Below are 13,261 nucleotides of genomic sequence, written 5' to 3' on the forward strand. Positions count from 1 at the left end.
GCGGCGACGGCCTGCGCCTGCTTGCGCCCGCCTGCGCGGTGCCCAGGTCAGGCAGGCTCCACGTGCAGGATCAGCGCCTGCATCGGCCACAGGTGCGGCAGCTGCAGCCCGGCCCGGGTCAGCACCGTTCCCGGGATCTCGTACGGCTCCTTGCTCAGCCACGGCGGCACCCCGAGCCACTGGTTCCACCTCGGGGCCCCGGCCTCGTCGCGCAGCCGGACCGTGTACCGGCGCCCCGGGTCCAGCCCGGGCAGGGTCACCCGTTCGGCCCGGTGCTCCGCCAGCCCGGCGACCGTCGCCACCGTGAACACGGCCTCGGACCGGTCCCGCGCCACGACGCCCCGCACCCGCAGCGCCGGGTCCACCGGGTCGCCGTGCACCACCCGCCCGGTGTGCAGCAGCCCGCGCAGCTCCTTGTAGAGCTCGCCGTAGGCGGTGATCGCCTCGGTCTCCTCCGGCGTGCACTCCAGGATGTTCCACTCGAACCCGGCGTGCCCCTGCAGCGCGGCCGCGACGCGGTAGCTCAGGTCGGTCGTGCGCCCGGTCGAGTGCGCCGGCGACGGCCCCACGTGCGCCCCGATCAGCTCGGGCGGGAGCACGAGCTCCGTCCAGCGCTGGATGTCGAGCCGTTCCAGGGGGTCGTTCGAGTCCGACGCCCACACCCGGTCCGTCCGCGCCAGGATCCCCAGGTCGGTGCGCGCCCCGCCCGACGAGCAGGACTCGATCTCCAGCCCCGGGTGATCGGCCTTGAGCCGGTCGATCAGCCGGTAGGCCGCGAGCGTCTGGGTGCGGGTGCCGGGCCGCGCCGCGCCGTCGCCGGGCAGGTGCACCGCCTCGACCAGGTCCCGGTTGTGGTCCCACTTGACGAAGTCGATCCCCAGCGCCCCGATCAGCGCGGACATCTGCCCGCGCACGTGCTCGAACGCGTCGGGGTGCGCCAGGTCCAGCACGTACTGCGTCCGGAACGACAGCCCGGGCGGCGACGGGATCGACGCCGGGTTCCCCAGCAGCCACTCGGGATGCTCGCGCGCCAGGTCCGAGTCCAGGTTCACCATCTCCGGCTCGAACCACAGCCCGAACTGCATGCCCAGCCCGTGCACCAGTTCCGCGAGCGGCTCCAGCCCCTCGGGCCACACCGCGGGGTCCACCACCCAGTCGCCGAGCCCGCGCGTGTCGTCGCGCCGGTCGTGGAACCAGCCGTCGTCGAGCACGAACCGCTCGACGCCCGCCGCGGCCGCCGCGCGGGCCAGCGCCGCGACCCGCTCCGGGTCGTGGTCGAAGTACACGGCCTCCCACGTGTTCAGCACGAGCGGCCGGGCGCTCACCGGGTGCCGGTCCCGCGCCCGCAGCCAGTCGTGGAACCGCGCGCCGACGCCGTCCAGCCCTTCGTCCGACCAGGCGAAGTACGCCACGGGCGCCTTGTAGGTCTCCCCGTGCGCCAGGCGGATCTCGCCCGGCCGCACCAGCTCCCCGGCGCCGAACAGCACCCCGTGCTCGGTCATCCGGTCCGTGCGGTGCACGACGTCGGCCGACCAGCCCAGGTGCACTGCCCACACCTCCCCGGACCCGTTGCGCGGCACGCCGCCGGACGCGACGCTCACCCAGGGCGCGTCGTGCCCGCCGCGCCCGCGGCGGCTGACGCGGGTCGCGGCGCCCGGCGCCATCGGCGCCGTGACCGGCACCTTCTCCCGCGCCCAGCGGCCGGTGAAGGACGTCAGGTGGTCCGCCTGCCGCGGCAGCGGCAGCGTCGTCTCGAGCTGTTCGACGCCGACGACGCCGTCGCCCGTGTTCGTCACCGCGTGCGCCACCGTCACGAGCCCGCCGGGGCCGACGGCGATGCTGGTGCGCAGCTCGAGCGCGGCGCCGGCGGTGCTGCCGCTGGTCGCGGTGACGGTCGCGGTCGCGTTCTCCACCACCAGGCCGGTCACCGTCCAGCGCGGGAACTCCGGCAGCCCGTCCCGGGTCAGGACGACCCCCGGGCGTCCGGACCAGCCGTCCGCGTCCTGGGGGAGCAGCGAGATGCGCCGCCCCGCGTCGAGCACGCCCGTGTCGGACTGCGGGCCGGTCGCGGCGTCGAGCGCCGCCAGATCGGCGTCGGACAACGGCCCGAGGTCGGCGCCCCAGTGCACCACGGCCGGCAGGCCGGAGCCCGGTACGCCGGGGTCGGGCAGGGCCAGGACCAGCGCGACGCCGTCACGGCGCAGCGCGGTCCACGTCCGGGCGGGGCCGGCCGGGGCCGGGGTGGTCGGGTGCGTCATCGCATCTCCTTCTCGTCTCGTGCCGGGTCGTGCCGCGTACCGGTGCGGCGGCTGGCGCCGTCCGCGCCACGTTACGCCGCCGCACGAGCATTTCATCTCGTTGACAGCGGTGTCATCCCGGAGTCGGATCGTAGTAGGTTCGGGGGCGTGACACCGTGGACCGACCTTCCCGCGCACCGCGCGTGGCTCGACGACGAAGCCCGCCGCCTGCTGACCTTCGGCCTCCGGGCCGGCCTGCCCGGCGGCGGTGCCGCCTACCTCGACGACGACGGCCGCCCCGACCCGGCGCACGGCGTCCAGACATGGATCACGTGCCGGACGGCGCACGTCTACTCCCTCGGCGCGCTGCTCGGCATCCCCGGCTGCGGCCCGGTCGCCGACGCCGCCCTCGCCGGGCTCACCGGCCCGCTCCGCGACGCGGAGCACGGCGGCTGGTTCCACGCGGTCGGCACCGACGGCACGCCCGACACGGCGGCCGGGAAATCCTGCTACGACCACGCCTTCGTCATGCTCGCGGCGTCGTCGGCGGCGCTCGCGGGCCGCCCCGGCGGGGCGGAGCTCCTCGCCGAGGCGACCCGTGTCTACCTCGAGAGGTTCTGGGACGACGACGCCGGGCGGCCCGTCGACACCTGGGACGTCGAGTTCGGCACCTGCGACGACTACCGCGGGCTGAACGCGACGATGCACTCGGTCGAGGCGATGCTTGCGGTAGCGGACGCGGCAGACGCGCTGACCCCGGAGTTCCCGGGCGCCACTCTGGCGGACGACGAGGTACAGGGGGCGACCACGAGCTTTCCGGGCATCGGCCGAGTGCCGGCAACGGAAACCTCGTGGTCAACCAGCAAACCTCGTGGCGACGGCGCCGTCTGGAGGGAACGCGCCGCGCGGGCCGTCGGGTTCGTGGCGCGGCTCGCCGCGGAGCATGACGGGCGGTTGCCCGAGCACTTCGGGCCGGACTGGACGCCGGAGCTCGACCTCAACCGCGACCGGCCCGGCGACCAGTTCAAGCCGTACGGGGCCACCCCCGGGCACGGCCTGGAGTGGTCCCGGCTGATCCTGCAGCTGGAGGCGTCCACGGGCGAGGATCCCGGGCTGCTCGCGACCGCGACCGCGCTGTTCGACCGCGCCGTCGCCGACGCCTGGGCCGCCGACGGCGCCGAGGGCTTCGTCTACACGACCGGCTGGGACGGCGCCCCGGTGGTCCGTACCCGCATGCACTGGGTGCTGGCCGAGGCGATCGGCGCGGCCGCAGCCCTGTACACCCGGACCGGCGAGGTGCGGTTCGCCGGGTGGTACGCCCGCTGGTGGGACTACGCGGAGCGGTATCTCATCGACCGCGAACGCGGCTCGTGGCGCCACGAGCTGGACCCGGCCAACGCGCCGTCGTCGGCCGTCTGGCCCGGGAAGCCCGACCTCTACCACGCCTTCCAGATCACGCTCCTCCCGCGGCTGCCGCTCGCGCCGTCGCTGGCGGCCTCGCTGCGGCGGGTGTGACGCGTTCCGCTGCTCGTGGAGTGATGCGAGGGGCCCAACGGGGCTACCCTGTGACGGGATGTCTTGACGTCGAGACACAGGCCGGATCCCGGCCGCGGTCCTTGATTCTGCAAGGCGCCGCCGTCGGCCGTCCGCTGCGTTTCCGCGTCTCAGGGCATCTGCACAAGCAGGCCCCTGCGATCGTGCCGCGCTCCGGGGGTGCAGACCGATGGAAGGACGCAGCAGGGTGGACCTGTTCGAATACCAGGCGCGCGACATCTTCGAGAAGCACGGCGTGCCCGTGCTGGGCGGAGTCGTCGCGACGACGCCGCAGGAGGCTCGCGAAGGCGCCGAGAAGCTGGGTGGCGGAACCGTTGTCGTCAAGGCCCAGGTCAAGACCGGCGGTCGCGGCAAGGCGGGCGGCGTGAAGCTGGCGCACTCGCCCGACGAGGCCGAGGCGAAGGCCACCGAGATCCTCGGCATGGACATCAAGGGCCACACGGTGCACCGCGTGATGATCGCGGCCGGCGCGAAGATCGCCGAGGAGTACTACTTCTCGATCCTGCTGGACCGAGCCAACCGCAACTACCTGGCCATGTGCTCCGTCGAGGGCGGCATGGACATCGAGCAGCTCGCCGTCGAGCGTCCCGAGGCGCTGGCCAAGATCGCCGTCGACCCGCTGACGGGCATCGACGCGGCCAAGGCCGCCGAGATCGTCGACGCCGCCGGTTTCGCCGACGACGTCAAGGGCAAGGTCGCCGAGGTGCTGCAGACCCTGTGGACCGTCTTCAAGAAGGAAGACGCCACGCTGGTCGAGGTGAACCCGCTGGTCAAGACGGAGGACGGCGAGATCGTCGCCCTCGACGGCAAGGTCTCGCTCGACGAGAACGCGTCGGAGGTGCGCCACCCGGACCACGAGGCGCTCGAGGACAAGGACGCCACGGACCCGCTCGAGGCCAAGGCCAAGGCGAACAACCTCAACTACGTCAAGCTCGACGGCGAGGTCGGCATCATCGGCAACGGCGCGGGCCTGGTCATGTCGACGCTCGACGTCGTCGCCTACGCGGGCGAGAAGCACGGCGGCGTGAAGCCGGCGAACTTCCTGGACATCGGCGGCGGCGCGAACGCGCAGGTCATGGCCAACGGTCTCGACGTCATCCTGGGCGACGAGCAGGTCAAGGCCGTGTTCGTGAACGTGTTCGGCGGCATCACCGCGTGCGACGAGGTCGCCAACGGCATCGTCGGCGCGCTGGACCTGCTGGGCGACGCCGCGACGAAGCCGCTCGTGGTGCGCCTCGACGGCAACAACGTGGACCTGGGCCGCCAGATCCTCACCGAGCGCAACCACCCGCTCGTCACGCTCGCCGAGACCATGGACGGCGGCGCCGATAAGGCCGCCGAGCTGGCCAACGCCTGACCGCCCCGCTGACTTCGAAAGCAGAGACTGAAGAGACATGTCGATCTACCTGAACAAGGACTCGAAGATCATCGTCCAGGGCATCACCGGCGGCATGGGTGCCAAGCACACCGCCCTGATGCTCGACTCGGGCGCGCGGATCGTGGGCGGCGTGAACGCCCGCAAGGCCGGCACGACGGTGTCGCACAAGGACGCCTCCGGCGCCGACGTGACGCTCCCCGTGTTCGGCACGGTCAAGGAGGCCATGGCCGAGACCGGCGCCGACGTGTCGGTGCTGTTCGTGCCGCCGGCGTTCACGAAGGACGCCGCGGTCGAGGCGATCGACGCCGGCATGCCGCTGATCGTGGTCATCACCGAGGGCGTGCCCGTGCAGGACTCGGCGGAGATCTTCGCCTACCTGCAGCGCCCGGAGAACACCGGCACCCGGATGATCGGCCCGAACTGCCCGGGCATCATCACGCCGGGCGAGTCGCTCGCCGGCATCACGCCGCACACGATCACGGGCAAGGGCCCGATCGGTCTGGTGTCGAAGTCCGGCACGCTGACCTACCAGATGATGTACGAGCTGAAGGACTTCGGGTTCTCGACCGCCATCGGCATCGGCGGCGACCCGGTCATCGGCACCACGCACATCGACGCGCTCGAGGCCTTCGAGAACGACCCGGAGACCAAGGCGATCGTGATGATCGGCGAGATCGGCGGCGACGCCGAGGAGCGTGCCGCCGCGTACATCAAGGAGCACGTCACCAAGCCCGTCGTCGGCTACGTCGCGGGCTTCACCGCGCCCGAGGGCAAGACCATGGGCCACGCGGGCGCGATCGTGTCCGGCTCCGCCGGCACCGCGGCCGCCAAGAAGGAGGCCCTGGAGGCCGTCGGCGTCAAGGTCGGCAAGACGCCGTCCGAGACCGCGTCCCTCATGCGCGAGATCCTGCAGTCCCTGTGAGCTGAGGCGGGACCCCACGCCGGGCCGGGCGGTCAGATGATGACCGCCCGGCCCGGCGTGTTCTGCCCGGCGTGTCGGCCTGCGGGGTGAGGATGGAGCGGTGAGTGCACCAACCCGGGAACGGAAGGTGGGCCGTTCTCGGCCCCGCGCGGTCGTCGACGACCCCGGGGACTCCGTCTCCCCGCTCGGCGCGGCCGTCGCGGACGTGATCTCCGGGGCCCTGGCCGCGGTGCAGGCGCTCGCGCTCTCGCTCGCGGTGGTCGCGTTGCCCGCGCTCGTCGCCTATCTCATGGCGGCGTCGTCCGGCACCGCGGCCGACGACGGAGGGCGCTGGCGCGCTCCGGTCGAGATCGCCTCCGGGATCTGGCTGCTGGCGCACGGCGTGCCCGTGACGGCGTCGGGCGCGAGGGTGTCGCTCGTCCCGCTCGGGCTCACCGCCCTGGCGCTCTTCTCCTGCTACGTGACGGCCCGCAACGCGGCCCGCGCGGGGCTGCGGCCGTGGGCGTCCGCGACGGCGTCGTACACGGTGGGGACGACGGCGGTCGCGCTGGCCGTGCCCACGGTCGCCGGGTGGGCGCTGCTGCCCGCGGCGCTCGGGGGCGCCGTGATCGGCGGGCTGGGGGCGTGGCTGGGGTTCGGCAGCACGCTCGCGACGGAAGCGCGAGGGAACGGGTCCGCGCGCGAGGGCGGCGGGGCCCTTGCTCAGGCGGTCCGGGCCCTGGTGGCGCGGGTCGCGTCGGCCCTGCCGCGCCGCGACAGCCCCGGCGGGCACGCCTGGTGGACCCGCCTGCTCGGGGCTCCGGGCGCGGCGGCCCGGGCGACGCTGCTGCTCGGCGCCCGCGCCGGGACGGTCGCGACGCTTCTCCTGATCGGCGCGGCAGCTCTCCTCGTGGGGGCCTGGGCGGTGGCCGGCCGGGCGACGTCGTGGGACATCATCGCCGCGCTCGACCCGGGATGGGCGGGCGGGATCGTGCTCGGCGTCGCGCAGCTCGCGCTCGTGCCCGATCTCGTGCTGTGGGCGGCGGCGTGGCTGAGCGGCGCGGGCTTCGCCGTGGGCGAGGGCACGAGCTTCACGCCGACGGGGGTCGAGGCCGGGCCGCTGCCCGCCGTCCCGCTCCTGTCCGCCCTGCCCGCGGAGACCTGGACGGGCCCGTCCGGCTGGGCGGTCCCGCTGGTGGTGGTCGCCTGCGGCGCGGCGGCGGGCTGGTTCGCCTGGCGCAGGCTCGATCCGGCCGTCCTGCGCTGGGTGGATATCGCGCTGGTGCTGGCCGGCCTGGCGACGTCGTCGGCCCTCGTCATGGCCCTGCTGCAGACGGCGGCCTCGGGCGCGGCGGGCACCGCCCGCCTCTCCCACCTGGGCGCGAACCCCTGGCTGACGGCGGGCCTGGTCGCCGCGGAGACAGTGGTCGGCGCGGCCGTGGTCCTGGCCGGGGGGCGGCTACGGTCCGGGTGGGCGCGCGAGTCGTAGGATCGCCGTGTGCAGACTCCGTCCGGGCATCCCGTCGAATCCAGTTCCGCGAAGCGGCTCGTCGTCCTCGCGTCGGGCGGGGGGTCGAACCTCGCCGCGCTGCTCAAGGCGCACGACGACCCGGCCTACGGGGCCCGCGTCGTGGGCGTGGTGACGGACCGGCCCGGGATCGGGGCGCTCGATCTGGCGCGGGACGCGGGCGTGCCGTCCGCCGTCGTCTCCCTGAAGGACTTCGACGACCGCGCCGCGTGGAACGACGGCGTCGCCGAGGCCGTCCGCGTCTTCCGGCCCGACTGGGTGGTGCTCGCGGGCTTCATGAAGATCCTCGCGCCGGAGTTCCTGCGCCGCTTCGAGGGCCGCATCGTCAACACGCACCCGGCCCTGCTCCCGAGCTTCCCCGGCGCCCAGGGCGTCCGCGACGCCCTCGCCCACGGCGTCAGGGTGACGGGCTGCACGGTCCACCTCGTGGACGACGGCGTCGACACGGGCCCGATCCTCGCGCAGGCAGCCGTCCCGGTCCTGCCGGACGACGACGAGCCCACCCTCCACGAGCGCATCAAGTCCGCCGAGCGCGACCTCCTGGTGGACACGGTGGGCCGGCTGGCCCGCGAGGGCGTCTACGTCACCGGACGGCGCGCGACGATCGGGGCCTGACCGGCCCGGAGCGCTCCGCGCCCGCGGTACGAACCTCGCGCCCGGACCGATCCGGCCGCGCGCCGTGCGTGCGAGGCCGGCGGTCGCCGGACCTCATGCGTACGGGTCGTCCAGCGTGAACGGCGTCCGGGCGGCCTCCAGCGCGTCCTCGGGAAAGGCCGGGCCCGGTTCGTAGTAGCGCGCCCGGGTCCGGCCGGTCGGGACCAGTACGTCGCGGTCCACGAGGTCGCGCAGGTCGTGCTGTGCCTGCTGGCGGCTGAGGTTCTCGGCTCGTTCGTAGCGTGCCCTGCGGATCCGGCCGGTGAGGGCGACGTCGTGCAGCGCGGTGACGGTGCGCTCGGCCCATCCGTCACGGGCGGCTGCCGTTTCCAGGAGTTCCAGGGTGCGGGCCGAGCGTTCCATGCGGCGTCTGACCGACTGGACCTGCTGGTGCGAGGCGACGAGGTTGAAGCGGACCCAGTCGTGCACGTCCTGGTCGGGCTGGTAGGTCGCGCCGCGGGCATTGAGCACGCGGTAGTACTCCCAGGTGTTCCCGGGGCGGCCGAGCCAGGCCTCGATCGAGGAGAACTCCGGGGCGAGCACGCCGGACCGGGCGTTGATCAGGGTCTGCAGGGACCGGGACATCCGGCCGTTCCCGTCGGCCCAGGGATGGATCGCCACGAGGTGGAGGTGCGCCATCGCCGCTCGCACGACGGGGTGCGCGCCGTCGTCGTCGCGCAGCCAGTCGACGAGTTCCGCCATGAGGCCGGGGACGTCGTCGGCCGACGGCGCGGTGTACGCGGCGATCGACGGGTCGCGGGCGTCGGTGACATGCACGGGTCCGCGCCGCCATTGGCCGGCGGGACGCCGGGGCGAGTGCCGGTGGCCCTGCAGCATCCAGTGCAGCGCGTTCAGGAATCCCTTGCCGAACTCGAAGTCCGGCGCGTCGTGGAGGGACTGGATGTAGGTCATCATGCGCTGGTAGGCGAGGGTCTCCTCGCGGTTCTCGGCGGAGACGTCGACGTCGTACTCGCCGTCGGCGAGGTCGGCGACGTCGACCGTCGAGACCCGGAAGCCCTCGATCGAGTTCGATGTCGCGACGGCGTCGGCCGTGAGAAAGCGTCGCAGGCCGTCGACAAGCTTGGGTGGAGCCGTTCGAACGGTCCGCCGAAGTTCTTCCCGGGCGGCATCGATCTCGGCGAGCACCCGATCGTCGTCCGACATCAGCTGCGGGGTGGGGAAGAGCATGGCGCGAGGGTGTACATGATGCAGTGATTGCGTCAATGCGTCGGCCGGTCGGGTGTGGACGACGATCGCTTCCGGGCCGAGGGTCCGTCGCGCAGTGCGATCGGCAGGGCGACGGCAAGCCCGACGAGGCCCGCCAGGGCCCACCACCCGGCGGCGTAGGCTGCCGAGTGGCCCTCCCAGATCAGTCCCAGCCCAGGCCGTGCGAAGGCGATCCCGATGCCGGCGAAGGCCGCCGTCGCGCCGAAGATCGCGCCTCGGACCGGACGTGAGGTCACCTCGTTCGTGAGGATCTCGATCGCGGTCGTTCCCAGTGCGTAGCCGAATCCCATCACCGGAAGGAAGCCGAACGGTGCCAGTTCCGGGGCGAGCGCGGTACCGAGAAGGGTGAGCGGCAGGGAGGCGAACGCGACGACGACGGCGAACCTCCGATGACGGTGTGACACGAGACCGGATACCGCGCTGCCGAGTACGGTCGCTACCGCGAAGGCCGCGTACATCCAGCCCGTCATCTGAGCCGAGAGGCCGGCGTCGAGTGCCAGCGGCTGGAACAGGATGCGTGCGCTCCACCCGATCAGGAGCAGGAGTGCTCCTAGCCAGATCGCGCGTCGTACCGCGGGCACGCCGATCTCACCGCGGATGCCGCCCAGCACGGAACTGAGACGCGTGCCGGCGTGGACCGGCACGCCGGGCAGGGTGAACGCGAGGAGGAGCGCCAGCGCACCCAGGCCGGCGGTCACGGCGAACGGAAGCCGGTGGTCGGCCTCGTAGAGATATCCGGCCGCGAGCAACGAGCACACGACCGCGAAGTTCCCTGTGGCGCGGACGAAACCGAACGCGCGGGCCGGATCGATTCCCGTGCCCTCACGCTCGCAGATCTCGTAGAGATAGGGAGCGGACGCCCCGGATGTCAGGGCCCACAGGATGCCCCAGACGATCCACGCCGCGAACAAGACCGGCGTCGAGGTGATGAACGTGATGGCCGCAAAGGTGACCGTTGTCAGACCGCACATGAGCAGGTAGGCCCGCTTGCGGCCGATGCGGTCCGCCAGAACGCCCATCGGGAGTTCGCACGCGACGGAGACGATCCGGAAGACCGCGTCGGCGAGGACGGCGGTCGCGAGCGAGAAACCCAGGTCGAGCAGGTAGATGAGCCAGATGGGAAACCAGAACTGGACCTCGAGCAGGAATTGCGTCGCGGCGAACGTACGGACCGACCGGGAGCGGATGGCGCGTCTCATGAGTTGTTGTTGCGGCGAAAGAACAGGTACACGAGAACGATGAGGGCAGAGACGGCACCGGAGCTGATCAGGATCGCGTCGGCCGGCTGGCTCGCGACCCACGCGACGATGGACGAGCGCCCGAAGTCGTAGACGGCCATGTTCGGGTCGCTGGCGACCGACCGGCCGAACTCGGTGAGCGCGAGGGCCGTCGCGAGTACGGAGGTCATCGCGATGCTGAGGAGTATGACGTCGGTGAACATCGCGGAGCGCGCGGTGCGTTGGGCACCCAGCTCGGCGAGCCGCTGGTTCGCGAGGTCGATCTTGAACCGCACGGGTTCCTCGAGAAGTTGTTCGTAGTCCCAGTAGCCCATCAGGGCGTCGAGTTCGAGGCGCACCGAGCGTTTCAGGTACTTCGCGAGGTCCTGGCGTTCGAGGATGATCAGTTCCGCCCGCCTGCTCAGCCTGGTCAGATCGTCCTTGAGCCGCTGGAGTTCCACGCGTGAGTCGGCCGAGGCCGAGTCGGCGAGGATGCGGGACAGGCGGCTGTCGATCCGGTCGACCGAACCGTAGAAGACCTGGGCGTACCGCAGCGCGTCCCACTGGTCGTGGAACATGCTCCCCGGCTGCATGTCCGGGCCGTCGCCGTTCCGGTCGTAGAAGAGGTAGTTGAGCCAGCGCACGAGATGGTCCCGCTCGCCGTCGAGGATCTCGTCGGCAGGCGGCCGCGATGTCTCGGTCAGCGCGACATCCTTGATCCAGTGCCGCACAGTGCGCTCCGCCGTAGCCTCGGACGGGTCCACCACGAGGCTCCTCGTCACCCAGAGGGAGTGCCCGAAGTCCGAGAACTGCGGGTCGTCCGACGGTGTCGCGGGTTCCAGGTAGTCGCCGCCGCGGTCGAGGTCGCGCAGCAGCGTGAGCACTGGATCGACGTAGTGAGCGACGACGACGGACGCCAGGGCGTCCCCGGTTTCCACGGCTTGCTCCTGGAGTTCGTCGAGCCGGGCCTCGACGTCGTCCGGGTGAGCCGTCAGGTACTCGCTGACGTCACAAACGGCCTCGAGGATCATGAGCCCGTGGTCGTGCAGCCGGAACGAGACGTTGCGGAGACCCACCAGCACCGGGTTCTCCGGCTCGTCGAGGTGATGCTGGACGTGGTGTGGCTGTAGGACGCCGCTGATCACGTGCAGGGGACGGTCGACCGCGCCGTCGCCGATCGACCGGTAGCGGTTCAACGCACTCGTCTCGGTCGAGTGGAGCAGGGTGACCGCCGGACCGGGCGAGTCCACGTTCAGCGCCCGTGCTCCGAGAAGTGCGTCGACGTGCCCCTGCGCCTCCGCCCAGAACGCGGCGTACGCGGCAGGGTCCCGCAGCGGTGCGCCGGGAACGACGTAGTGATCGACGACGACCGGCGTGAGGATCCGCAGGTGAGTCATTCCGCCTCGCTTCCGACGACGATGGATCGGGCGTCGACGAAGACGACCCGGCCGGCGGCCGGGCCGGCGGTCACCTTGATCTCGACCAACGGTGGCTTGCTGCCTTGCTCCGCTGTCGTCGTCAGTTCGTCGGGCCAGGTGAGAACTTCGGCCTCAGTGCCACGTGGCGCCAGAAGGACTTGCCGGCCCGTCGCGTCCAGCAACTCGACCAGTCCGGATTCCGTGTACGGCTCGAGGCGCACCGGGGACTGCGACGGGGCCGCCAGACCATCCAGGACCGCGTTGTACTCCTCGGTGCGGCGGAAATCGGCGAGAGCCTTGTTGAAAGCCGCGATCAGCGTTTCGGACTCATTCGTCCGGGACACCATGAGGTGGACACCCTGCTTCGACCGGACGAGCGGACTGACGTCGCGGATGTAGTCGATCCCGGCGGCGTCGCCATGGAACTCGCTGCCCGCGACGAGCGCCTGACCAGGAATGAGACCTTCGGCGAGGAGATCGATCCTGCCGTCCTTCAAGGCGTTGAATCCTTCGAGGGAGGTGTCGAACTCGATCCAGTTGTCGACGGCGGCGTCGATCTCGGACCAGTAGTCGTAGCCTGCGATTCCCCCTACGCGGAGTTTGGCGAGGTCGTCCGCCGACGAGATCTCGGGCGCTCCCTTCGCCGTGTCGTAGAAGAGCACGTACTCGAAGTCCACCAGGGATTCGGAGCTGACGAACTTCTCGGATCGCTCCTGGCTGACGACGAGGGGAAACGCGGCAGCCGAGGTGCCGTCGGTGACGCTCTCCTCCACCAGGGACCACGACTTGTACTGGACCTCGGGCTGGTAGCCCGCGCGCTGGAGCACCTCCGTCACGAGTTCGGTGACAGGCCCGCCGTCAGGGTCCTCCGGGTCCACGTACGGTGCCCATTCGCCGCTGGAGATCAGTACCGGGCGAGCCGGCGCGGGCGGCGTCGTCCGCAACCCCACCATGACGATCGCTGCGGCGACGACCACCACTGCCACCAGCAGCGCCGTCGGCCCCCATGCGCGTAGATGACCGACAACTGCTCGACGTTGTGCCTGCGAGGGCAAGGCGAATCCCCTTCATCGACGTCCCGGGCAGGCGCGATGCTATCGGTACGACTCGGCGGACGCGGGACGCCACACCTTGACCGGGCCGGCCC

10 protein-coding genes are annotated in these 13,261 nt (G+C 71.9%); 5 read left to right on the forward strand and 5 right to left on the reverse strand.

The genetic code is table 11. The features are described 5' to 3' along the window. Positions 1 to 47 precede the first annotated feature (47 nt). The gene (locus ABD208_RS02365; RefSeq protein ID WP_344099096.1) at positions 48 to 2,258 is read right to left on the reverse strand and encodes an alpha-galactosidase; all 2,211 of its coding nucleotides are present in this window, start codon (positions 2,256 to 2,258) and stop codon (positions 48 to 50) included. A gap of 147 nt (positions 2,259 to 2,405) precedes the next feature. Here ABD208_RS02365 and ABD208_RS02370 point away from each other — a divergent pair, with 147 nt between their 5' ends. From ABD208_RS02370 to purN, 5 genes are all read left to right on the forward strand, one after another. Next, positions 2,406 to 3,752 (forward strand): AGE family epimerase/isomerase, encoded by a 1,347-nt coding sequence (locus tag ABD208_RS02370; RefSeq protein WP_344099098.1) that lies wholly within the window; start codon positions 2,406 to 2,408, stop codon positions 3,750 to 3,752. A gap of 226 nt (positions 3,753 to 3,978) precedes the next feature. Further along, complete coding sequence (gene sucC / locus ABD208_RS02375) at positions 3,979 to 5,148, forward strand: ADP-forming succinate--CoA ligase subunit beta (protein ID WP_344099100.1); 1,170 nt, start codon at positions 3,979 to 3,981, stop codon at positions 5,146 to 5,148. Positions 5,149 to 5,185: 37 nt separating this feature from the next. Then, on the forward strand, positions 5,186 to 6,091 hold the full coding sequence (sucD, locus tag ABD208_RS02380; protein WP_344099102.1) for a succinate--CoA ligase subunit alpha: 906 nt from the start codon (positions 5,186 to 5,188) through the stop codon (positions 6,089 to 6,091). Positions 6,092 to 6,191: 100 nt separating this feature from the next. Next, positions 6,192 to 7,559, forward strand: coding sequence for a cell division protein PerM (locus ABD208_RS02385; RefSeq protein WP_344099104.1), 1,368 nt, complete (start codon positions 6,192 to 6,194; stop codon positions 7,557 to 7,559). Positions 7,560 to 7,568: 9 nt separating this feature from the next. Further along, positions 7,569 to 8,213, forward strand: a complete 645-nt coding sequence (gene purN, locus ABD208_RS02390) for a phosphoribosylglycinamide formyltransferase (protein WP_344099106.1) — start codon at positions 7,569 to 7,571, stop codon at positions 8,211 to 8,213. 93 nt (positions 8,214 to 8,306) lie between these two features. On the opposite strand, the gene ABD208_RS02395 is transcribed toward purN, so the two are convergent. The 4 genes from ABD208_RS02395 to ABD208_RS02410 are packed head-to-tail and all read right to left on the reverse strand — an operon-like array spanning position 8,307 to position 13,100. Continuing rightward, the gene (locus ABD208_RS02395; RefSeq protein ID WP_344099108.1) at positions 8,307 to 9,440 is read right to left on the reverse strand and encodes a Fic family protein; all 1,134 of its coding nucleotides are present in this window, start codon (positions 9,438 to 9,440) and stop codon (positions 8,307 to 8,309) included. Between the two features lie 32 nt (positions 9,441 to 9,472). Beyond that, complete coding sequence (locus ABD208_RS02400) at positions 9,473 to 10,678, reverse strand: MFS transporter (protein ID WP_344099110.1); 1,206 nt, start codon at positions 10,676 to 10,678, stop codon at positions 9,473 to 9,475. Continuing rightward, positions 10,675 to 12,093, reverse strand: a complete 1,419-nt coding sequence (locus ABD208_RS02405) for a hypothetical protein (protein ID WP_344099112.1) — start codon at positions 12,091 to 12,093, stop codon at positions 10,675 to 10,677. The genes ABD208_RS02400 and ABD208_RS02405 overlap by 4 nt, the downstream gene beginning before the upstream one ends. Beyond that, positions 12,090 to 13,100: a substrate-binding periplasmic protein gene (locus ABD208_RS02410; protein ID WP_344099114.1), complete on the reverse strand. Its 1,011-nt coding sequence runs from the start codon at positions 13,098 to 13,100 to the stop codon at positions 12,090 to 12,092. Before ABD208_RS02410 ends, ABD208_RS02405 begins: the two co-directional genes overlap by 4 nt. Positions 13,101 to 13,261 lie beyond the last annotated feature (161 nt).

Source organism: Myceligenerans crystallogenes (genome assembly GCF_039529775.1).
GTDB lineage: Bacteria > Actinomycetota > Actinomycetes > Actinomycetales > Cellulomonadaceae > Myceligenerans > Myceligenerans crystallogenes.

Coding starts and splice junctions, on each gene's coding strand:
- ABD208_RS02400 (WP_344099110.1), bottom strand. CDS start 10,678: ATGAGACGCGCCATCCGCTCCCGGTCGGTCCGTACGTTCGCCGCGACG.
- ABD208_RS02405 (WP_344099112.1), bottom strand. CDS start 12,093: ATGACTCACCTGCGGATCCTCACGCCGGTCGTCGTCGATCACTACGTC.
- sucD (WP_344099102.1), top strand. CDS start 5,186: ATGTCGATCTACCTGAACAAGGACTCGAAGATCATCGTCCAGGGCATC.
- ABD208_RS02365 (WP_344099096.1), bottom strand. CDS start 2,258: ATGACGCACCCGACCACCCCGGCCCCGGCCGGCCCCGCCCGGACGTGG.
- ABD208_RS02395 (WP_344099108.1), bottom strand. CDS start 9,440: ATGCTCTTCCCCACCCCGCAGCTGATGTCGGACGACGATCGGGTGCTC.